The 20,409-nt window shown below is 72.2% G+C and carries 20 protein-coding genes; 12 read left to right on the top strand and 8 right to left on the bottom strand.

Annotation, left to right across the window (positions count from 1 at the left end; genetic code table 11):
* Positions 1-165 precede the first annotated feature (165 nt).
* The 8 genes from AC0AIB_RS28510 (at position 166) to AC0AIB_RS28475 (ending at position 12,011) form a co-directional block, all read left to right on the top strand.
* Positions 166-1,536, top strand: coding sequence for an L-serine ammonia-lyase (locus tag AC0AIB_RS28510; protein WP_328340624.1), 1,371 nt, complete (start codon positions 166-168; stop codon positions 1,534-1,536).
* Positions 1,537-1,595: 59 nt separating this feature from the next.
* Positions 1,596-2,423, top strand: a complete 828-nt coding sequence (locus tag AC0AIB_RS28505) for an ABC transporter permease (protein WP_328340621.1) — start codon at positions 1,596-1,598, stop codon at positions 2,421-2,423.
* Positions 2,424-3,167, top strand: coding sequence for an ABC transporter ATP-binding protein (locus AC0AIB_RS28500; protein WP_328340619.1), 744 nt, complete (start codon positions 2,424-2,426; stop codon positions 3,165-3,167). It abuts the gene before it with no gap.
* Positions 3,164-5,164 carry a DUF5941 domain-containing protein gene (locus tag AC0AIB_RS28495; protein WP_442930587.1) on the top strand — a complete coding sequence of 667 codons (2,001 nt, stop codon included), beginning with the start codon at positions 3,164-3,166 and terminating at the stop codon, positions 5,162-5,164. Before AC0AIB_RS28500 ends, AC0AIB_RS28495 begins: the two co-directional genes overlap by 4 nt.
* 32 nt (positions 5,165-5,196) lie before the next feature.
* Positions 5,197-7,371, top strand: a complete 2,175-nt coding sequence (locus tag AC0AIB_RS28490) for a bifunctional glycosyltransferase/CDP-glycerol:glycerophosphate glycerophosphotransferase (RefSeq protein WP_465097838.1) — start codon at positions 5,197-5,199, stop codon at positions 7,369-7,371.
* Positions 7,372-7,504: 133 nt separating this feature from the next.
* Complete coding sequence (locus AC0AIB_RS28485) at positions 7,505-8,809, top strand: ABC transporter ATP-binding protein (protein WP_328340615.1); 1,305 nt, start codon at positions 7,505-7,507, stop codon at positions 8,807-8,809.
* Positions 8,810-8,892: 83 nt separating this feature from the next.
* Positions 8,893-9,642 (top strand): HAD family hydrolase, encoded by a 750-nt coding sequence (locus AC0AIB_RS28480; RefSeq protein ID WP_328340613.1) that lies wholly within the window; start codon positions 8,893-8,895, stop codon positions 9,640-9,642.
* Entirely contained in the window at positions 9,639-12,011 is a 2,373-nt protein-coding gene (locus tag AC0AIB_RS28475) for a glycoside hydrolase family 65 protein (protein ID WP_328340612.1), read from the top strand. Before AC0AIB_RS28480 ends, AC0AIB_RS28475 begins: the two co-directional genes overlap by 4 nt.
* 162 nt (positions 12,012-12,173) lie before the next feature.
* Here the strand turns inward: AC0AIB_RS28475 and AC0AIB_RS28470 are convergent, their stop codons facing one another.
* The 3 genes from AC0AIB_RS28470 to AC0AIB_RS28460 form a co-directional block, all read right to left on the bottom strand.
* Positions 12,174-12,353, bottom strand: coding sequence for a hypothetical protein (locus AC0AIB_RS28470; protein WP_328340610.1), 180 nt, complete (start codon positions 12,351-12,353; stop codon positions 12,174-12,176).
* Between the two features lie 144 nt (positions 12,354-12,497).
* The gene (locus tag AC0AIB_RS28465) at positions 12,498-12,845 is read right to left on the bottom strand and encodes a thioredoxin family protein (RefSeq protein WP_328340607.1); all 348 of its coding nucleotides are present in this window, start codon (positions 12,843-12,845) and stop codon (positions 12,498-12,500) included.
* Entirely contained in the window at positions 12,815-13,207 is a 393-nt protein-coding gene (locus AC0AIB_RS28460) for a MerR family transcriptional regulator (RefSeq protein WP_328340605.1), read from the bottom strand. Before AC0AIB_RS28460 ends, AC0AIB_RS28465 begins: the two co-directional genes overlap by 31 nt.
* A gap of 170 nt (positions 13,208-13,377) precedes the next feature.
* On the opposite strand from AC0AIB_RS28460, the gene AC0AIB_RS28455 reads away from it, so the two are divergent.
* Positions 13,378-14,049 (top strand): dienelactone hydrolase family protein, encoded by a 672-nt coding sequence (locus tag AC0AIB_RS28455; protein ID WP_328340603.1) that lies wholly within the window; start codon positions 13,378-13,380, stop codon positions 14,047-14,049.
* A gap of 135 nt (positions 14,050-14,184) precedes the next feature.
* Here the strand turns inward: AC0AIB_RS28455 and AC0AIB_RS28450 are convergent, their stop codons facing one another.
* Positions 14,185-15,351: an AI-2E family transporter gene (locus tag AC0AIB_RS28450; RefSeq protein ID WP_328340602.1), complete on the bottom strand. Its 1,167-nt coding sequence runs from the start codon at positions 15,349-15,351 to the stop codon at positions 14,185-14,187.
* 169 nt (positions 15,352-15,520) lie between these two features.
* On the opposite strand from AC0AIB_RS28450, the gene AC0AIB_RS28445 reads away from it, so the two are divergent.
* The 3 genes from AC0AIB_RS28445 (at position 15,521) to AC0AIB_RS28435 (ending at position 17,349) form a co-directional block, all read left to right on the top strand.
* Positions 15,521-15,703: an antitoxin gene (locus AC0AIB_RS28445; protein ID WP_088643551.1), complete on the top strand. Its 183-nt coding sequence runs from the start codon at positions 15,521-15,523 to the stop codon at positions 15,701-15,703.
* Between the two features lie 186 nt (positions 15,704-15,889).
* The gene (locus tag AC0AIB_RS28440) at positions 15,890-17,098 is read left to right on the top strand and encodes a cytochrome P450 (protein ID WP_328340601.1); all 1,209 of its coding nucleotides are present in this window, start codon (positions 15,890-15,892) and stop codon (positions 17,096-17,098) included.
* Between the two features lie 20 nt (positions 17,099-17,118).
* Entirely contained in the window at positions 17,119-17,349 is a 231-nt protein-coding gene (locus AC0AIB_RS28435) for a ferredoxin (RefSeq protein WP_328340599.1), read from the top strand.
* 52 nt (positions 17,350-17,401) lie between these two features.
* On the opposite strand, the gene AC0AIB_RS28430 is transcribed toward AC0AIB_RS28435, so the two are convergent.
* From AC0AIB_RS28430 to AC0AIB_RS28415, 4 genes are all read right to left on the bottom strand, one after another.
* Positions 17,402-18,007, bottom strand: a complete 606-nt coding sequence (locus AC0AIB_RS28430) for a hemerythrin domain-containing protein (RefSeq protein WP_328340597.1) — start codon at positions 18,005-18,007, stop codon at positions 17,402-17,404.
* Between the two features lie 190 nt (positions 18,008-18,197).
* The gene (locus tag AC0AIB_RS28425; RefSeq protein ID WP_328340595.1) at positions 18,198-18,623 is read right to left on the bottom strand and encodes a pyridoxamine 5'-phosphate oxidase family protein; all 426 of its coding nucleotides are present in this window, start codon (positions 18,621-18,623) and stop codon (positions 18,198-18,200) included.
* 46 nt (positions 18,624-18,669) lie between these two features.
* Positions 18,670-19,032 carry a YkvA family protein gene (locus AC0AIB_RS28420; RefSeq protein WP_328340593.1) on the bottom strand — a complete coding sequence of 121 codons (363 nt, stop codon included), beginning with the start codon at positions 19,030-19,032 and terminating at the stop codon, positions 18,670-18,672.
* Between the two features lie 101 nt (positions 19,033-19,133).
* Positions 19,134-20,177 (bottom strand): IS110 family RNA-guided transposase, encoded by a 1,044-nt coding sequence (locus AC0AIB_RS28415; RefSeq protein WP_465097839.1) that lies wholly within the window; start codon positions 20,175-20,177, stop codon positions 19,134-19,136.
* Between the last annotated feature and the right edge of the window lie 232 nt (positions 20,178-20,409).

Raw genomic sequence — 20,409 nt, 5'->3', positions numbered from 1 at the left:
GGCGTGGGGTGGGGCGTGGGGTGGGGTGGGCCCGGGGTGGGCGGGTAGGCTCGCCGGTCGACGCCGCCCCCACCCCGGGCGGGATCCGCAGGTCGCCGGGACCCCGGGTGGCCACGAACCCGGCCGGACCCGGCACCACCGGGGCGACGGCGAGGAAGCGCAGCGATGATCAGTGTCTTCGACCTCTTCAGTGTCGGCATCGGCCCGTCCAGCTCGCACACGGTGGGCCCGATGCGGGCCGGGCGTACCTTCGTCACCGGGCTGAAGGCCGACGGGCTGCTGCACACCGTCGCCCGGGTCCGGGCCGAGCTGTTCGGTTCTCTGGGCGCGACCGGCCACGGCCACGGCAGTGACCGGGCGGTGCTGCTCGGGCTGGCCGGGGAGAGCCCGGAGACGGTGGACACCGACAGCGTCGGGCCCCGGGTCGCCGAGATCCGTGCCCAGCGCCGGCTCGCCCTGCTCGGCACCCAGGAGATCGACTTCGAGCCGGACCGGGACCTGGTGCTGCACCGCCGCCGGTCGTTGCCGTACCACCCGAACGGGATGGTCTTCTCGGCCTGGGACGCGGCGGGGGAGCAGGTCCTCACCCGGACGTACTACTCGGTCGGTGGTGGGTTCGTGGTGGACGAGGCGGCGGCCGGGGCGGACCGGATCAGGCCGGACGCCACCCCGGTCCGGCATCCGTTCACCACAGGTGCCGAGCTGCTGGAGGTCACCGCCGGCACCGGCCTGTCGATCAGCGCGGTGATGCTCGCCAACGAGCTGTCCTGGCGCAGCGAGGCGGACGTGCGGGCGGGGCTGCTGGACATCTGGCGGGTGATGCGGGAGTGCGTGGCGCACGGCGGCGAGCGGGACGGCGTACTGCCGGGTGGGTTGCGGGTCCGTCGTCGCGCCGCCGAGCTGCGCCGCAGCCTGGAGGCGGACGCCGGCTCGACCGACCCGCTGCGCGCGATGGACTGGGTGACCCTGTTCGCGCTGGCGGTCAACGAGGAGAACGCGGCGGGTGGCCGGGTGGTCACCGCCCCGACGAACGGCGCGGCCGGGATCATCCCGGCGGTGCTGCACTACTACACCCGGTTCGTGCCGGGCGCCTCCGACGAGGGGGTGGTGCGGTTCCTGCTGGCCGCCGGGGCGATCGGGGTGCTGTTCAAGGAGAACGCCTCCATCTCCGGGGCGGAGGTGGGCTGTCAGGGCGAGGTCGGGTCGGCCTGTTCGATGGCCGCCGCCGGGCTGGCCGAGGCGTTGGGTGGCACCCCCGAGCAGGTGGAGAACGCCGCCGAGATCGGCATGGAGCACAACCTCGGGTTGACCTGCGACCCGGTCGGGGGGCTGGTGCAGATCCCCTGCATCGAGCGCAACGCGGTGGCTAGCATCAAGGCGATCACGGCGGCCCGGTTGGCGCTGCGCGGCGACGGGGTGCACCACGTCTCGCTCGACAAGGTCATCAAGACCATGCGCGAGACCGGGGCGGACATGAAGGTCAAGTACAAGGAGACGGCACGCGGCGGCCTGGCCGTCAACGTGATCGAGTGCTGAGGGGCGTTCGTTCACCGACTGCTAACCTGTCGTCCGTTGTTGTCAGGCGGGAGGCGACGGTGACCGCAGGCGTCACGGCGTTGTGGTCGCACCGCAACTCGCTGCGCATCCTGGTCAGGCGCGATCTCGCGGTGAAGTACCAGCAGTCCGTGCTCGGTTACTTCTGGTCGCTGATCGAGCCGCTGGGGATGGGCGCGATCTACTTCTTCGTCTTCGGGGTGCTCTATTCCGGGCCGACCAACCGGCACCTCGGCGAGGCCGCCGGGTCGTACCCGCTCTTCCTGATCACCGGCATCTTCGCCTGGATGTGGACGAGTTCGGCACTGAGCGAGGCGACAAACGCGTTGACCGGGCAGTCCCGCCTGATCACCACGATGAACGTGCCCCGGCAGGTCTTCCCGATCGGCCGGGTCACCGGCCGGTTCGCCGAGTACGTCGCCGGCCTGCCGATCCTGCTGGCCGTCGCCGCCGTCTACGCCGCCCACGGCCGGATCGAGCTGGGCTGGTCGCTGCTGAGCCTGCCGCTGGCCGTCGCCGTGCAGGGCACCCTGCTGGTCGGGCTGGCCCTGCTGCTGTCCGCGGTGAACGTGCTGATGCGCGACGTGGAGCGGTTCATGCGGCTGGTCATCCGGGTGCTCTTCTATGCCACCCCGATCATCTATCCGTTGAGCCTGGTCCGGGAGTCCGGCATGCCGACCTGGGTGAAGGTGGCGTACGAGCTGAACCCGCTGGTCGGCATCTTCCAGCTCCAGCACGCCATCTGGTACCCGGACGAGTTCCCGGACGCCCGGCTGCTGACCACCACGATCGCCGGCAGCCTGCTGGTGCTGGTGGCCGGCTGGTGGGCGTTCCGCCGGCTCGAACCGGCCGTGCTGAAGGAACTGTAGGTGCCGCCGATCATCGAGGCGCAGGGTCTCGGCATCCGTTTCGTCCGTAACCGTCGTCGGCAGCTGCGGCTGCGGGAACTCTTCATCCACCGGGGCGGTCGGGCCGCCGTCGCGGGCCAGTTCTGGCCGCTGCGGGACGTCTCGTTCACTGTCGAGGCGGGCGACACGCTGGGCGTGATCGGGCGCAACGGCACCGGCAAGAGCACCCTGCTGCGGTTGATCGCCGGGGTGCTCATCCCCGACGAGGGGCGGATCCGGGTCCGGGGCGACGTCGCGCCGCTGCTGGAGCTCTCCGCCGGGTTCTCCAACGACCTGACCGGGCGGGAGAACCTCTACCTGGTCGGCGGGCTGCACGGGTTGTCCTCGGGCTACCTGAAGCGGCACTTCGACGACATCGTGTCGTTCGCCGGTGAGCAGGTGGAGCGGGCCATCGACACCTCGGTCCGGCACTACTCGTCGGGGATGAAGGTACGGCTCGGATTCGCGATCATCTCGCACCTGCCGCACCCGGTCCTGCTGATGGACGAGGTGACCGCGGTGGGCGACGCGGAGTTCCGCAAGAAGTGTTATTCGACTATCGACCGACTGCTCGCGGAGGGGCGCACCTTGGTGCTGGTGTCACACAACGAGAAGGACCTGACCCGGTTCTGCCGTCGGGGGCTCTACCTCGACGGTGGGCGGTTGACCGTGGACGGGACGGTCGCCGAGGCGCTCGACGCGTACCACGCCGCGGTGCCGAGGTGACAGTGGCGATCGTGCTCGCCGCCGGTGCGCCGGCCGCGGGCCCGCCCACCGGCACGGGCGGACCACTTGCCGACCGGCTCGCCGAGCAGTTGCGCCGGGCCGGGGCGGACCGGGTCGCCACCGTCACCGGTCTGACCGAGCTGGCCGCCCTGGTGGACACCGTCACCGGCCCGGTCCTGGTCACCGGGGCCGACCTGGTCGCGCACACGGCCGTACTGAAGCATCTGGTGACCAGTCCGGTCGGCCCGACGGTGGCCCTGGTGCTCACCGACCCGCCGGCCGAAGGCCGGACGGTGGTCCGCGAGGAGCGCGGGCAGGTGGTCGACGCCGGCCCGGAGCTGCCCGACGCCACAGGCGTCTTCGGCGGCGCGCTGCGGGTCGGCGCGGACGACCTGCCCGCGCTGGCCGCCGCGGCCCGCGCCGCCCACGGCCCGGTGACGGCGCAGGCCGCCCACAGCCCGGTAGCGGGGGGCGCGGCCGGCTCCGCCGTGGACCGGCTGTTCGCCGCGCTCACCGACCTCGGCACCCTGACCTTCGCCCACCGGGTACGCCTGCTCGTGGCGCACCGGGTGGCCGATCCGGCCGAGCTGGCCGCCGCCGAGGCGGCCCTGGCCGGGGTGGACGAGGACCGGGCCGAGTTGCGGCTGTCGGTGAAGGAGCGGGACGACTTCTTCACCACCTACTTCGTCAGCACCTGGTCGCCGTACGTGACGAAGGCGTGTGCCCGGCTGGGCCTGACGCCGACCGGGGTCACCATGATCTCGGTGCTCTTCGCGGTGGTCGCGGCGGTGCTCTTCGGTGCCGGTGGCCGGGTCGCCCTGGTGGCCGGCGCGGTCCTGCTCTACCTGGGTTTCGTGCTGGACTGCGTGGACGGACAGTTGGCCCGCTACACCAGGCACTTCAGCGCCTGGGGCGGCTGGCTGGACACGATGGCCGACCGGGCGAAGGAGTACCTGGTCTACGCCGGGCTGGGCTACGGCGCGACGCACGCCGGGTTCCGCTACGGCTGGGCGCTGGCCATCGCCGCGATGACCCTGCAGACCGTCCGGCACATGACCGACGCCTGGTACGGGGTGCTGCACGACGAGGCGGCCCGGCGTCCCCGCCCGGCCACCCCGGCCGCCGGGGGGATCGGCGGGAAGCTGAACGCCGCCTCGACCCGGGTGCAGGCGGACACCGGCTCGGTGTCGTACTGGCTGAAGCGGACGGTGGTCTTCCCGATCGGCGAGCGGTGGGCGCTGATCGCGGTCACCGCCGCGCTGTTCGGGCCGCTGGTCAGCCTGGTCTCGGTGCTGGTGTGGGGGGTGCTGGCGTTCGGCTACACGGGTGCGCTGCGGACCCTGCGGGCGCGTTGGATGTGGGTGCCGGTGCTGGACACGGTCGACGCGACGCTGCACCGTGACGACGGCCCGCTGGCGGCCCGGCTGCCTGTGGTCCGCCCGATGGGTCCGCTGACCCTGGCGGTGCTCGGGGCACTAGGGCCGGCGGTGCTGCTGGTGGTGGGGTTGCTCCGGTCGGCCGGTGACGCCGACCCGGGTGGCCTGCGCTGGTGGTTGCCGGTGGCGCTGCTGGTGCTGCTGGTGGCCGGGCTGGGGGCGGGCGCGGCGCACAACGGGCCGCTGGACTGGCTGGTGCCGGCGGCGCTGCGGGCCGGCGAGTACCTCTTCGCCGTGGTGGTCGGGGTGGTCGGCGGGGTGCCGGCCTGGTTGATCTTCGGGTACGTCTTCGTGCTTACCGTGCACCACTACGACCTGACCGCCCGGTTGGAGAAGCGGCAGGCGGCCCCGCCACTGCACGCCTGGACGCTGGGCTGGGAGGGGCGTTCGGTGCTGCTGGCGGTGGCGGCGATCGCCGGATTTGCCGGCCCTGCCATGGCTACACTCGGTGCGTACCTTCTGGTGGTTTTCGTGGCGAGTGTCGTGCTGGCCTGGGTGGTCCTGCCGGCCCGCGCGAGCCGGGCGGCGGCCGTACCCGTGCGGGGTGGTTCGCCGGGCTGACGACAGGGCGGGCTGACGACAGGGGCGGCCGGATGACGTTGATCAGCTTCGTCGTACCGGCCTTCCGGGTGCAGGGCTACCTGCGCGAATGCCTGGACTCGCTGCTCGACCAGCCGGTGCGGGACATCGAGGTGATCGGGGTCGACGACGCCTCCCCGGACGGCTGCGGCGACATCCTCGCCGAGTACGCGGCCCGCGACCCCCGGGTCCGGGCGGTACGACTGCCGCACAACGTCGGGCTCGGTCCGGCCCGCAACGCCGGGCTGGACCGGGCCACCGGCGAGTACGTCTGGTTCCTCGACGGCGACGACTGGCTCACCCCGGACTGCCTGCCCGAGGTGGCCGACCGGCTCACCGCCACCCGACCGGACGTGCTGCTTGTCGACCACGTCCGGGTGCACTGGGACGGGCACGCCACCCGAAGCGCACTGCCGGAGGTCTTTCCCGAGCTGCCCGGTGCGGCGACCTTCCGGCTGGCGGACCGGCCGCAGACCCTACGCCTGCTGCACACCGCCTGGAACCGGCCGGTCCGCCGGGAGTTCCTGACCGGCCTCGGGCTGCGTTTCGCCCCCGGCTGGTACGAGGACGTCGCATTCAGCTACCCGGTGCTGCTGGCCGCCGACCGGATCGGTGTGCTCGACCGGGTCTGCGTCAACTACCGGCAGCGCCGGGCGGGCGCGATCACCCGGACCCTCGACGACAGGCACTTCGAGGTCTTCGACCAGTGGCACCGGGTGTTCGGCTTCCTCGACGACCGACCGGAGTCGGCCGGGCTACGGCCGGTGGTCTTCGAGCGGATGATCTGGCACTACCTGACAGTGCTCGGCAACGGCGACCGGATCGCCCCGGAACTGCGGCAGGCGTTCTTCCGGCGGATCACCGCCGACCACAGGCGCTTTCACCCGGCCGGGGGCTACCCGGTGCCGGGAGGGTTGGACGGGGTCAAGCACCTGCTGGTCGCCACCGGGCGGTGGCGGACCTTCAGCGCGCTGCGTACCGTCAACCAGGCCCGGGAGACCGCGCGGGTGGCCGGCCGGCGGGCCCGGCCGGTGGCCCGGCGGACCGCCCGGCTGGCCCGGGACGCGCTGCTGCACGAGTACTACCGGGCCGAACTGCGCCGGCCGATCGACCCGACGCTCGCCGTCTACGCCGCCTACTGGTACCGCGGTTACGCCTGCAACCCGGCGGCGATCGACGCCGCCGCCCGCCGGCTCGCCCCGCAGGTACGGGGGGTGTGGATCGTCCGGCGGGACCGGATCGACACCCTCCCGCCCGGCACCGAGTACGTCGTCGCCGGCACCCGCGAGTGTCAGCGGGCGCTGGCGCGGGCCCGGTGGCTGGTCAACAACGTGAACTTCCCCGACTTCGTCCGCAAGCGACCGGGCCAGGTGCACGTGCAGACCCACCACGGCACCCCGGTCAAGGTGATGGGCCTGGACCAGCAGCGGTACCCGCTCGGCGCGGTCGGGATGGACTTCGCCGGGCTGCTGCGCCGGGTGGACCGCTGGGACTACAGCATCACCTCCAACGCCTTCTCCACTCAGATGTGGGACCGCGCCTATCCGGCGGACTACGTGCGGCTGGAGGTGGGCTATCCGCGCAACGACCGGCTGGTCACCGCCAGCGCCGAGGAGGTGCGGGCGGTGCGCGCCCGGCTCGGGATCGCCCCGGGTGAGCGGGTGGTGCTCTATGCGCCCACCCACCGGGAGCACCTGCCGGGCTACCGGCCGCCGTTCGACCCGTACCGGCTGCTGGAGGTGCTCGGGCCGGCGGGGCGGCTGCTGGTGCGCAGCCACTACTTCCACGACCGGGACGGTCGGGACCGGCGGCGCACCGGGGGACGGGTGGTCGACGTCAGTGCCGTCGGTGCCGTCGAGGATCTCTACCTGGCCGCCGACGTGCTGGTCACCGACTACTCGTCGGCGATGTTCGACTACGGGGTCCTGGACCGGCCGATCGTGATCTACGCGCCGGACCGGGACGCCTACCGGGTGGCCCGGGGGGTCTACTTCGACGTCACCGCCGAGCCGCCGGGCGCGGTCGCGTCGACCTTCGACGAACTATGTGGGGTCTTCCGCTCCGGCGCGGTGACCGGGGCGTCGGCCGACCGGGCCCGGGAGGAGTTCCGGGAGCGGTTCTGCCGCTGGGACGACGGGCACGCCGCCGAGCGGGTGGTCCGCCGGGTGTTCCTCGGAGAACCTGGGTGATCCGTGGTGGATCGCCGTACTGGCCCGTAATAGGGCTGTCATCAGTCGAACATGGCACGTTTACCCGATGTGCTAACCCGATGATGCTCGTCACAGTCAACCCCGGGGTTCGGCCAAGCTGGGGGAGGAGACGGTGACCACCGTCGCGCTGAAGGACGTCACAAAGGTTTTCCAGGACGGAACAGTCGCCGTCGACAACGTCAGCCTCGACGTCGTCGACGGTGAGTTCATGGTGCTGCTCGGCCCGTCCGGCTGCGGGAAATCAACCGTTTTGCGAATGATCGCGGGTCTGGCGGACCCGACGAGTGGTGCGGTGCTGCTCGACGGTGAGGTCGCCAACGACCTGCCGCCGCGCGACCGGAGGATCGCCATGGTCTTCCAGGACTTCGCGCTCTATCCGCACATGTCGGTCGGTGACAACATCGGCTTCCCACTGAAGCTGTCCGGGATCGAGCCGGAACCGCGCGGCGAGCGGGTGCAGGACGTGGCCAGCGCGCTCGGCATCGGCGACGTGCTCGCCCGTAAGCCGAGTCAGCTCTCCGGCGGTCAGCGGCAGCGGGTCGCGATGGGCCGGGCGATCGTCCGCCGGCCGGGGCTCTTCCTGATGGACGAGCCGTTGTCCAACCTCGACAGCGGCCTGCGCGCCGAGCTGCGGGCCGAGATCTCCGGGCTCACCCGCGAGCTGGGCGTCACCACCATCTACGTCACCCACGACCAGGCCGAGGCGCTGACCATGGCTGACCGGGTGGCCATCATGCGCAAGGGCGTGCTCCAGGATGTGGGCACCCCCACCCAGGTGTACGGCCGGCCCGCGACCCTGTACGTCGCCGCCTTCCTCGGCAGCCCCCGGATGAACCTGCTCGAGGCGTCGGTCTATGTCCACCTCGACAGGTACGTCACGCTCACCCTCGGTGACCAGGCGCTCTACCTGCCGTGGGACGACATCCGCAGTCGGGCGGTGGCGCACTACCACGGCGAGCGGATCGTGGTCGGGATGCGGGCCGAGGCGCTCACCCCGGTCGCCCCGGACACCCCCGGTGACGTGCTCCAGGGGCGGGTCCGCTACCTGGAGCACCACGGGCACGAGTCGCTCGCCTTCCTCGACATCGGCGCCACCGCCATCATGGTGGACGAGATGAGCGCCCCCGCCGAGGACGCCGTCCCGGGCCAGCGTGGGCTGCGCCGGTTCGGCCAGGTCATGTCCCGGCTCACCGGGCGGGCCGGCGAACCGGAGGAGCCCGCCCCGACGCCCGGCGGCAACCGGGGCAGCGTGCTGAACGACCCCGGCCGGCACCACCGCCGCCCGGCCGAGCTGGCGGTACGGCTCGCCCCCTACCCGGCGATCTCGGCGGGTCACCCGATGGCGGTCGCGGTCCGGATGGACGCCCTGCACTTCTTCGACGAACGCGGCGACCGCATCGACGTCGGCTGGCGCTGACCCTGCCCCGCCCCGGGTTGTCGGCCCGCGTGGCGGGTGGGGAAAGGGGTTTGCCCGACCGGGACGGTGGATAGATTCGTAGCGTGCTGGGCCTACCTGCTCATGTGACCGCCTGCCTCTTCGACCTCGACGGCGTGCTGACCCAGACCGCCAAGGTGCACAACGCCGCCTGGAAACAGACCTTCGACGACCTGCTGCGCCGGCACGCCGAGGCCAGCGGCGAACCGTTCCGGCCGTTCGATCCCGGCCCGGACTACAACCGCTACGTGGACGGGAAGCCACGCGCCGACGGGGTGCGTTCCTTCCTCGCCTCCCGGGGCATCACCCTGCCCGAGGGGAGCCCGGACGACCCGCCGGGCGCGGACACCGTCAACGGTGTCGGCAACCGCAAGAACGTGGTGCTGCTCGACCGGATCCACCACGACGGCGTCGAGGCGTACCAGGGATCGGTGGCCTATCTGAAGGCGGCCGAGCGGGCGGGGTTGCGCCGCGCGGTGGTCTCGGCCAGCGCCAACTGCCGCGACGTGGTCGCCGCCGCCGGCCTGGAACCGATGCTTGAGGTACGCGTCGACGGGCTGGTCGCCCGCGCCGAGGGGTTGCGCGGCAAGCCGCATCCGGACACCTTCCTCGCCGCCGCCGAGCTGCTCGGGGTGGCCCCCGCCGACGCCGCCGTCTTCGAGGACGCGCTGGCCGGGGTGGCCGCCGGCCGGGCCGGCGACTTCGGGTACGTGATCGGTGTCGACCGCGCCGGGCAGGCCGACGAGCTGCGCGCCCACGGTGCCGACGTGGTGGTCACCGACCTCGCTGACCTGCTGACCGGACCGGCCGCATGATCCGCGAACGGGCCTATCCGGTCGAGCCGTGGCACATCCGGGAGACCCGTCTCGACATGGACGTGCTGGCCCAGTCCGAGTCGGTCTTCGCGCTCTCCAACGGCCACATCGGGCTGCGCGGCAACCTCGACGAGGGCGAGCCGCACGGCCTGCCCGGCACCTACCTGAACTCCTTCTACGAGCTGCGTCCACTGCCCTACGCGGAGGCCGGGTTCGGGTTCCCCGAGTCGGGGCAGACCATCGTCAACGTCACCAACGGCAAGCTGATCCGGCTGCTCGTCGACGACGAACCCCTCGACCTGCGCTACGGCGAGCTGCTCAGCCACCAACGGGTCCTCGACCTGCGGGCCGGCACCCTCTACCGGGAGATGCACTGGCGCTCGCCCGCCGGCCGGGAGGTGAAGGTCCGCAGCACCCGGCTGGTCTCCTTCACCCAGCGCTCGGTCGCCGCTATCCACTACGAGGTGGAGGCGGTCAGCGGCCCGCTGCGGCTGATCCTCCAGTCCGAGCTGGTCGCCAACGAGAACCTGCCGGCGCAGAGCCGCGACCCCCGGGTCGCCGCCGTGCTGGAGTCACCGTTGCAGGCCGAGGAGGAGCTGACCACCGACGACGGCGGTCTGCTCATCCACCGCACCAAGGTCAGCGGGCTGCGGGTGGCCGCCGGGATGGGCCATGACGTCACCGCACCGAGCCGGACCACGATCGAGTCCGAGGGGTACGAGGACTGGGTCCGTACCACGGTCGGCTGCGTGCTCCAGCCCGGCGAGTCGCTGCGGGTGGTCAAGTACCTCACCTACGGCTGGTCCAGCCGGCGCTCCCTGCCGGCGCTGCGTGACCAGGTCGGCGCGGCGCTCGCCGCCGCCCGGCTGACCGGCTGGGACGGTCTGCACCGGGAGCAGCGGAAATACCTCGACGAGTTCTGGGACGCCGCCGACGTCCGGGTCGAGGGGGACCCGGAGGTGCAGCAGGCGGTCCGGTTCGGGCTGTTCCACGTGCTCCAGGCCGGGGCGCGGGCCGAGCGGCGACCGATCTCCGCCAAGGGGCTCACCGGCCCCGGCTACGACGGGCACGCCTTCTGGGACACCGAGATGTTCGTCCTGCCGGTGCTGACGTACACCCAGCCCGGCGCGGTACGCGACGCGCTGTACTGGCGGCACGCCACCCTGGAGCAGGCCCACGAACGGGCCCGTACGCTGAACCTGGCCGGCGCGGCCTTCCCGTGGCGCACCATCGAGGGCCCGGAGTCGTCGGCGTACTGGCCGGCCGGCACCGCCGCCTTCCACATCGCCGCCGACGTCGCCGACGCGGTGCGCCGCTACGTGCTGGTCACCGGCGACGAGCAACTGGAACGCGACATCGGCCTGGAACTGCTCGTGGAGACCGCCCGGCTCTGGCGTTCGCTGGGCCACCACGACCGGTACGGCCGGTTCCACATCGACGGGGTGACCGGCCCCGACGAGTACACGGCGGTCAAGAACGACAACATCTACACCAACCTGATGGCGCAGCGGAACCTGCTCACCGCCGCCGACTGCGCGATGCGCCTGCGCGACGAGGCCCTCGACCTCGGGGTGACCGAGGAGGAGGCGGCCGAGTGGCGCGACGCCGCCCAGGCCATGCACATCCCGTACGACGAGGACCTCGATGTGCACGAGCAGGTGGAGGGCTTCACCCGGCTCCAGGAGTGGGACTTCGAGCACACCCCGGCCGAAAAGTACCCGCTGCTGCTGCACTACCCGTACTTCGATCTGTATCGCAAGCAGGTGGTCAAGCAGGCCGACCTGGTGCTGGCGATGCACTGGCGGGGGGACGCCTTCACCGAGGCGCAGAAGCTGCGCAACTTCCTCTACTACGAGCGGCGTACGGTGCGGGACTCGTCTCTGTCGGCCTGCACCCAGGCGGTGCTCGCGGCCGAGGTGGGCCACCCCGAACTGGCCCACAGCTACCTGCGGGAAGCAGCGCTGATGGACCTGCACGACCTGAACGAGAACACCCGCGACGGCGTACACATGGCGTCACTCGCGGGGGCGTGGATCGCGCTGGTCGCCGGCTTCGGCGGGCTGCGCGACCACGACGGCGAGCTGTCGTTCGCCCCCCGGCTGTCCAGCCGGCTGAGCCGGTTGGAGTTCTCGTTGCAGTGGCGGTCGATGCGGTTGCGGGTGGACGTCCGGCCGCACCAGACCACCTACTCACTGCGTAACGGCGGCCCGGACACGGAGGTGGAGCTGCGCCACCACGGCCAGACCGTCCGGGTCACCTCCGCCGCGCCGGTGACGGTACCCGTACCGCAGACCCACCAGGACGGCCCCGACCCGGAACAGCCGCCCGGTCGGGCCCCGCTGCTGCGCCTCCCGGAATCCCGCTCCTGACCTCGCCCGGCCAACCGGGTCGTGCTGTTCCGGGTCCATCGTGCGGTCCGGCCGGTCGTGCTGTTCCGGGTCCATCGTGGACAGTTCTTGTCGCGGGAGCGACAAGAACTGTCCACACAACGTGCCTGGTGTCCTCCCTCGACCCCGACGGCCGCCGGGGGGTCAGAACTGAGGGCCGTCGGAGGGGCGGCCAGCGGCATCGCGCGGTGCCACCGCCCGCGGGTCGTCCGGGGTACGCGCCTGCGCCGCCTCGTCCGCCCAGTCGGGGTTGTGCTCGGCGTCCTGTTCGGGGCGCTCCTGCTCGATGGTCCGGGTCTGCTGACGTGCCTTCCGCTTGGCCATGGCGAACCTCGTGATCCGTGCGGGGCGCGGCTGCGCCGGTGTCCCGCCCGACTTCCCGCCCGCCACCGCCGCAAACGGCACCAGCCTCCGACATCGCCGCCCGGACATCGCGGCAGACGCCGCCGTGCCGGTGCGGTTCGGTGTTCAGCCGTCGAGGTGGCGGGTGAAGGCGAGCCGCAGGTGGTTCTTCGGCCGGGCGCCGATGATCGAGCCGACCACCTCGCCGCCGACGAACACCAGCATGGTGGGCAGCGACATCACCCCGTAGGTCCGGGCGGTGGCGGGGTTCGCGTCGGTGTCCACGGTGACCACCCGAAGCCGGTCGCCGAACTCCTCGGCCAGTTCGGCCAGGTGTCGGGAGGTCCCGACGCAGGGCGGGCACCAGTCCGCCCAGAAGTCGACCACCACCGGCCGGTCGGCGGTCAGCACCGTGTCGGCGAAGGTGGCGTCGGTGACGGCGGTCAGCGGTCCCGCTGCCGTGTCCTGAGACATGTTTCCTCCCGTTGCGTGATGGCCTGGGTGAGCTGTTCGTGCAGCTGGCGTCGTACCGTGCCGAGCCGGTCGAGGTAGGCGTCCACCTCGGCCAGCTTTCGGCGCAGCACGGCGACCGAGTCGGGGCAGACGTCCCCGGAGGCGTGGCCGGCCCGCAGACAGGCCACGAACGGCCGGATGTCGTCGAGGCCGAAGCCGACCGCCAGCAGCGCCCGGATCTCGTGCACCACCCGCAGCTCGGCCTCGTCGTACACCCGGTAGCCGTTGGCCGAGCGGCGTGGCCGGACCAGCCCGTGCGTCTCGTAGTACCGCAGCGTGCGGGTGCTCGTGCCGGCCCGTTCCGCCAGCTCACCGATCAGCATCCGACCTCCTCGGCCCGTCCCTGGCGTCACGCTAGACCTTGTCGCCGGTGTCAAGGCAACGGGCGAGCGCGGCACCGGGCGAGCGCGGCACCGGGCGAGGGCGGCAAGGGTGAGATCGGCCACCGGGCGGGTAACCGCCACCGACCGCACGGGCGGAAAGGAGCAACACCATGGGGGTACGCGCCGAGGCGACGGTGCCGCTGCCGGACGCCCGGTTGCCGGCGGACGTCGACGGGCCGGACGACGCGACAGGTGTGGTGCTCTTCGCCCACGGCAGTGGCAGCTCCCGGCACAGCCCGCGCAACGTGGCGGTGGCCCGGGTGCTCCAACGCCGAAGGTTGGTGACCGTGCTGGTGGATCTGCTCACCGCCGAGGAGGACGCGGTCGACGCCCGTACCGCCGAGCTGCGCTTCGACATCGACCTGCTGGCCGGTCGGCTCGCCGGGATCGTCGACTGGCTCGGGGCGGAACCCACGCTGGGCCGGCTGCCGGTCGGCCTGTTCGGGGCGAGCACAGGTGCCGCCGCCGCCCTGGTGGCCGCCGCCGGACGTCCGCAGCGGGTCGGCGCGGTGGTGTCCCGGGGTGGCCGGCCCGACCTGGCAGGCCCGGCCCTGGCCGAGGTACGCGCGCCGACGTTGCTGCTGGTGGGGGGCCTCGACGAGCAGGTGATCACGCTGAACGAGCAGGCCGCCGGGCTGCTGACCGCCCCGCACGAGCTGAGGGTGGTGCCCGGTGCCACCCACCTGTTCGAGGAACCGGGCACGCTGGACGAGGTCGCCGACGCCGCCGCCGGCTGGTTCACCCGGCACCTCTCCGTCCCGACCCGACAGCCCTCATTGTGATGATCTTGGAAAGCTGCGGTGGCTCGGGTCGCGGGGGCGGCTGGGGCGGCGACACGAGGCCCGGCGGCGTCTCGTCGTTGGCGCACGTCCTTTCCACGATCATGGCCAGCGGTGTGGGGGTGATGGATCGGTGGGTCAGGCGGGGGTGGCGGGTGGGTCGGTGTGGCGGTGGTGCGGGCGGTCGTCCGGCGGCGTCGACGCGGCCTGCTCGCGGTGCCGCTGGACTGTGTCGACCACCCGGTAGGCGACCGCCGCGATCGGCACCGAGACGAACGCCCCCGCGATGCCGGCGATCAGCGTGCCGGCGGTGACCACCACCAGGATCACCGCCGGGTGCAGCTGCACCTGCCGCTTCATGATCAACGGCTCCAGCAGGTTGCCCTCGATCTGCTGGACGGCGATCACCGCCGCCAGCACCAGCAACGCGGTGGTCGGGCCGTTGGCGGCCAACGCCACCAGGACGGCGACCGCGCCGGCCACCGTCGCCCCGATGATCGGGACGAAGCCGCCGAGGAAGGTGATCAGCGCCAGTGGCAGCGCCAACGGCACCCCGAGCAGCACCAGCGCCAGCCCGATGCCGATCGCGTCGATGGCCGCGATGAGCATCGTGCCCCGGCTGTACGAGCCGAGGGTCCGCCAGCCGGCCCGGCCCGCCTCGGCGGTCACCGTACGGTTCGGGCCGGTCATCCGGCGCAGCACCCAGTGCCACATCGACCGGCCGTCCTTGAGCAGGAAGAACAGCAGCACCAGGGCGAGCAGGGTGGAGCCGGCCGCCTCGGCCGCCGTACGGGCCCCGCCGACCGGGTCGGGGGCGCCGCCGCCCAGGCCGTCCCGGACCTGCCCGACCAGCTTGTCGAGTTGGGCGTCACTGACCGGCAGGGTCTCGGTGACGAAGTCGCGGGAGCGTTGCAGCCCTTCGTCGAGCTGTTGGCTCAGCTCCCCGAACTGGGCGGCGGTCAGGTTCCACACCAGCACCCCCACCCCGACCAGCACGCCGAGCAGCAACAGGACGGTCAGCAGGGCGGCCGGCGCGGCCGGCACCCGTAGCCGCCGCAGGCCCAGCAGCACCGGATCCAGCAGCGCGGTGAGGAACAGGGTCACCGCCACCGCGATCGCCAGCGGCGCCAGCAGCACCGCCACCTTGCCCAGCAGGTAGCACCCGAGCACCACGACCACCAGGCAGGCGCTCCACACCACCGCCGTGCGGACCAGCCAGGGCAGCGTCGCCCAGGCCTGCCGTGGGGTGGGGCGGGCGCCCGCCGCCGTCACTTCGGGCGTACGCCCGGCACCGTCCTCGACCACGTCGGATCCTCCTCGGTCTCGGCGGGGTCGATACCCGACCCGGTCGGTCTCGACACCCGGTCGGCCCACCCCGCGCCCCGGCTCGCCTGCTGCCGCCGTGCCACGGCGCGCCGTGGTGTTTGCGCCCGGGTGGTCGGGGAACCAGCAGGCTGACGACGAGGAGGACGTCATGAGCGATTTCATGAACAAGGCCAAGGACTTCGCCGACAAGCACGACAAGCAGGTCGATCAGGGTCTGGACAAGGCCGGCGACTACGCCGACAAGCGGACCGGCGGCAGGTACGACGAGCAGATCGACAAGGGTGTCGACGCGGCCCAGGCGCGCACCGGTGAGGGCGACCAGGGTCGCTGAGCGCTTCCCACCTGCCGGGCCACCGAACACGGGTGGCCCGGCAGTGTCGTGTCAAAAACTGCTCACCTCTGGCAACCATCGAAGAGTCTCGCTACTATCCGCAGTCGGGGCATGACTCACCGTGGAGTCGTGTGGAGTGGACCGGCGCGCGGCACTGCGGGCCGTCGACGAGAGGGAGCATCCCCGGTGACCGAGACAACGCACGCCACGATCGCCCGGCCGTATCCGTTCAGCGATCCGCACCGGCTCGACGTCGACCCCCGCTACGCCGGGCTGCGGCGCGACGAGCCGCTGATCCGGGTCCAACTCCCGTACGGCGAACCGGCCTGGCTGGCCACCCGGCACGCCGACGTGCGTACCGTGCTGGGCGACCCCCGGTTCAGCCGGGCCGCCGCCGTCGGCCGGGACGAGCCGCGCAGCATCCCGTACCAGCGGGAGGCCGGCATCCTCGGAATGGATCCGCCCGAGCACAGCCGGCTGCGCCGGTTGGCGGCGAAGGCGTTCACCGCCCGCCGGGTCGAGGAACTCCGCCCGCGTACCCGGGAGCTGGCCGGGGAACTGGTGGCCGGCATGATCGCCGCCGGGTCACCGGCCGATCTGGTCGCGCACGTCGCCACCCCGCTGCCCATCCGGGTCATCTGCGACATGCTCGGGGTGCCGGTCGCCGACCAGGACCGGTTCCACACCTGGTCGGAGGCGATCGTGTCGACCACGTCGCTACGACCGGAGGTGGCACAGAGCTATCTCGACAACCTGTTGTCGTACATGGCCGGGCTGATCGCCCAGCGGCGGGTGACGCCCACCGACGACCTGATCGGGGCGATGGTCCGGGCCCGCGACGAGAACGCCGACCGACTCACCGAGGACGAGGTGGTACGCCTGGCGGCGGGGCTGCTGGCCGCCGGGCACGAGACCACCGTGACCCAGATCCCCAACCTGGTCTACGTCCTGCTGACCGAGCCGGACGTCTGGCAGCGGCTGTGCGCCGAGCCGGCCCTGGTGCCGTCCGCCGTGGAGGAGCTGCTGCGCTTCATCCCGCTCGGTGCCACCTCCGCGTTCGCCCGGTACGCCCTGGTGGACGTCGAGCTCGGTGGGGTGCTGGTCCGGGCCGGGGAACCGGTGCTGGTCTCCATCCCCTCGGCCAATCGGGACGAGACCGTCTTCCCCGACGCCGACCGGTTGGACCTCGACCGGGAGGCCAACCCGCACCTCGCCTTCGGGCACGGGCCGCACCACTGCATCGGTGCCCAACTGGCCAGGATGGAACTCCAGGTGGTGATCGAGACGCTGTTGGCCAGGGCCCCGGGCCTGCGATTGGCGGTGCCCCAGTCGGCGCTGACCTGGAAGAGCGGCCTGCTGGTCCGGGGCCTGACGGCGTTGCCCGTCGGCTGGTAGCGGAAGGGACGATGGGGCAGATGGGGGAGCGCGGCTGGCGGGTGCACGTGGACCCGACCCGGTGCATCGGGACGGGAATCTGCGCGGGCTACGCCCCGACCCACTTCGTGCTGGTGGACGGGTTGTCCCGGCCGGTGGCCGAGCGGATCGACCCGGCGGAAGCGGTGCTGGACGCCGCCGAGTCCTGCCCGATGGAGGCGATCGTGGTCTCCGACGCGGCGGACGACAGCCGGATCGCTCCGGAACCCTGACCGGGTGGTGGTCGCCTCCGGCGGGGTACCCGGAAGCGACCACCACCCCCGCTCAGTCCTGCGCGTCGTCGTGCAGTTCCGCCATGGTGGTCGGTCGCCCGCTCAGCGCGTCCCTGATCCGGTCGACCAGCCCGGTGCCGGGGTTGATCAGCCGGTTCGCCGGCGGGTGGTCCGGGGCGCCGGGATGCGGGCGGGTCGGCAGGTGCCGCTTCGCCGCCCGCACCCGGTCGGCCAGCTCGACGAGCTCCTCGCGGGCGACAGCCGCCCGCAGCCGGGGAAAGAGCTCCGACTCCTCCTCCTGCACGTGGTGCCGGATGGCCTTGGTCAGATGGCTGATCAGTGGCTCGAAGCGGGCGTCGGACGGGTCCAACGGCTCCAGCTCCTTCAGCGTCCGCTCGGCCGCGGCGTGCTCGGCGATCTCGTGCTCGGCGAGCTGGTCGCCGTCGGGCAGTGCCCGGCGGGCGGTCGGGTAGACGTACATCTCCTCGGCGACCGCGTGCCGGACCAACTCGGCGATCAACACGTCGGCCAGTCGGCGACGATGCTCCGCGTCACCCTGTCGGGCCGCCAGCTCCATGAAGATCGCCTCGATCTCGTGGTGGTCGGTGGTCAGGACGTCCACGACGTCCTGACCCGTGGTGGCCTGTGCGTTGCTCATCTCGGTGCCCCTTACCGGTTGCGGACGGATCGGCTCCCGGTGGGGCCTGTACCCCCGCCCCGGGCCACCCGAACCCATCACCGTCGATGAGCGGACGAGGACCCGCACGCACCTGCCCGCCGCCCGTCGTCAGTAGGCCGGCGGGTCGCGAGACGCTTTTCTGGTGGGGCAAGGCCCGCCGTCGCGGGTCCTAGTGGGACGCGGCGGGTGGGAGGGCGCCCAGGAGGCGGTTCACGGTGATCTCGATGACCACCCGCTCCGGATTGGGGCGCGGCTGGCGGTAGCGCTCGGCGTACCGGCGCTCCGCCTCGGCCACCGCCTCGGGGTCCGTGCGCAGCACCGCCCGACCCTCGATGGTCAGCCACCAGCGGCCGTCGACGTGGCAGGCCGCTACCGGAACCCCCGCCGCTCCGGCGGCCTCCACGTGCCGGGCCTTTGCCGAACCACCGGACGTGATCACCCGGGCCAGCCCGGCCGGCGCGTCGTAGGTCACCCCGACCGGTACGACGTGCGGCGTGCCGTCGGCACGCGGGGTGGTCAGCGTGGCCAGGTGCCGCTCGCGGCAGAACGCCAGGACGCGCTCGTCGTACGGGTCCAACTGGTGCCTGCCGGCCATGTCCGTTCCCCGTCCCGTGGCCGGCGTCGCCCCGGCTCGGCCCCGATCATGACACGATCTGGCGGGACCGACCCGGACCGGGCGGGGTGCCGGATCCGGCGGTCGGAGCATCCGGTCGGCCGGGCAGCGGTCGATCGGCCGTCCGGCGCTGGTGGGCCAGGCGGGTCAGATAGATCAGGGCCCCGGCCAGCACCCCCATGTCGTCCAGGTAGATCGGGTCGGGCAACACGTCGACCGGGAGGATCGTGTAGATCAGGGCGCCGTAGAAGGCCACCTTGCCGCCCATGCCGAGCGTGCCGAGCAGCCGCCGGGTGCGGACCACCCGTATCGCCAGCAGGACCGCGCCGACAAGCGTCGCCAGCGCCAGGATGCCGCCGACGACGACGAGTACCCACATCTCCCGGGACATGCCCGCAACGCTAGCCCAACCCGGCCCGCTCTGCCGTGGTCCGCCGCCGGCCCGGCGGGTCGGCGGGTCGGCCGTCGGCGGGGTGGATGCTCCTATGGATGTCAAGCGGCGAGTTGGAGATCGTTTGAGGTGATGAGCTGGTAGAGCTCGCGGGCGATGTAGCGCTTGAGGCAGCGGATGATCTCTTTCTTGGAGAGGTCTTCCTTGGTGCGGCGTTGCATGTATTCGCGGGTGTGGGGGTCCCAGCGCAGGCGGCAGAGCACGACTCGGTATAGGACGGCGTTGGCCTGGCGGTCGCCGCCGCGGTTGAGGCGGTGCCGGGTGGTCTTGCCGGACGAGGCGGGGATCGGGGCGACACCGCAGAGCATGGCGAAGGCTGCTTCGGAGGCGAGCCGTTCGTGGTTTTCGCCGGCGGTGACCAGCAGTTGGCCGGCGACGTCGGTGCCGACGCCGTTGGCGGCGAGTAGGCCGGGGTTGATGGCGGCCACCAAGGGATCGAGGACCTCGTCCAGGTCGGTGGTCTCGGCGGACAGTTGTTGGTGGCGACGGGCCAGGGACCGCAGGGCGATTTTGACGGCGGTTACGGGGGCTGCGGCGTCGGCCGGGTCGAGTCGCATCCTCGCGCAGACGGTGATCAGCTGCTTGACGGTCAGGCCGCGTAGCTGGGCGCGTAGTTCGTCGGGGGCGGTGACGATCAGGGTCTTGATCTGGCGTTGGGTGTCGGCGCGCTGGTCGACGGCGCTGCGCCGGGCCACCCGCAGGTTGCGCAGGGCTTCGACGCGGCCGTCGCGCTGCTTGGGGATCCCGGTCCGGTCGCCGGCCAGGGCGGCCTTGGCCGCTTGGATGGCGTCGATCGGGTCGGACTTGCCCTGGAACCGGCGGGTCTTACGGTCGGGCCGGTCGACCTCAATCACCTCGACCTGCTCGTCGCGCAGCCGGCGGGCCAGACCGGCCCCATAAGCGCCGGTGCCCTCGATCCCGACTCGCCCCAGGCGACCGAAACCGCGCATCCAGGCCAACAACGCGGTGTAGCCGGCCACCGTGGCCGGGAACTGCTGGGTGCCCAACACTCGGCCGACCTGGTCGATCACCGCTGCGGTGTGGGTGTCCAGGTGAGTATCGACGCCGCCGGCGACCTCGATCATGGCGATATCGGGTGTAATAGAGGGCATCGTCGTCCTGTCGTTCGTGGCTGGCAGCAGGGCGGCACGCACCAGCCGGGCAACGCGGACAAGACAGAGACGGGGCCTCTAGTGTCCTGCGCCGGAAATTCGCCTGATAAGTGGGTAGGGTGGTGGGATGCCGAGAACCGGGCGTCCCACTGCGCCGCTGACGCTGACCGACGATGAGCGAGCGACGTTGACGCGGTGGTCACGG

The organism is Micromonospora sp. DSM 43699 (genome assembly GCF_055517075.1).
Note: the sequence above shows the minus strand (reverse complement) of the source record. Positions and strands in the feature narration are given on the sequence as shown.

Bases quoted from the DNA above. Each gene is read 5' to 3' on its own strand.
- AC0AIB_RS28510 (WP_328340624.1), top strand. From the start codon at position 166: ATGATCAGTGTCTTCGACCTCTTCAGTGTCGGCATCGGCCCGTCCAGC.
- AC0AIB_RS28490 (WP_465097838.1), top strand. From the start codon at position 5,197: ATGACGTTGATCAGCTTCGTCGTACCGGCCTTCCGGGTGCAGGGCTAC.
- AC0AIB_RS28475 (WP_328340612.1), top strand. From the start codon at position 9,639: ATGATCCGCGAACGGGCCTATCCGGTCGAGCCGTGGCACATCCGGGAG.
- AC0AIB_RS28470 (WP_328340610.1), bottom strand. From the start codon at position 12,353: ATGGCCAAGCGGAAGGCACGTCAGCAGACCCGGACCATCGAGCAGGAG.
- AC0AIB_RS28465 (WP_328340607.1), bottom strand. From the start codon at position 12,845: ATGTCTCAGGACACGGCAGCGGGACCGCTGACCGCCGTCACCGACGCC.
- AC0AIB_RS28460 (WP_328340605.1), bottom strand. From the start codon at position 13,207: ATGCTGATCGGTGAGCTGGCGGAACGGGCCGGCACGAGCACCCGCACG.
- AC0AIB_RS28455 (WP_328340603.1), top strand. From the start codon at position 13,378: ATGGGGGTACGCGCCGAGGCGACGGTGCCGCTGCCGGACGCCCGGTTG.
- AC0AIB_RS28445 (WP_088643551.1), top strand. From the start codon at position 15,521: ATGAGCGATTTCATGAACAAGGCCAAGGACTTCGCCGACAAGCACGAC.
- AC0AIB_RS28435 (WP_328340599.1), top strand. From the start codon at position 17,119: ATGGGGGAGCGCGGCTGGCGGGTGCACGTGGACCCGACCCGGTGCATC.
- AC0AIB_RS28430 (WP_328340597.1), bottom strand. From the start codon at position 18,007: ATGAGCAACGCACAGGCCACCACGGGTCAGGACGTCGTGGACGTCCTG.
- AC0AIB_RS28425 (WP_328340595.1), bottom strand. From the start codon at position 18,623: ATGGCCGGCAGGCACCAGTTGGACCCGTACGACGAGCGCGTCCTGGCG.
- AC0AIB_RS28420 (WP_328340593.1), bottom strand. From the start codon at position 19,032: ATGTCCCGGGAGATGTGGGTACTCGTCGTCGTCGGCGGCATCCTGGCG.
- AC0AIB_RS28415 (WP_465097839.1), bottom strand. From the start codon at position 20,177: ATGATCGAGGTCGCCGGCGGCGTCGATACTCACCTGGACACCCACACC.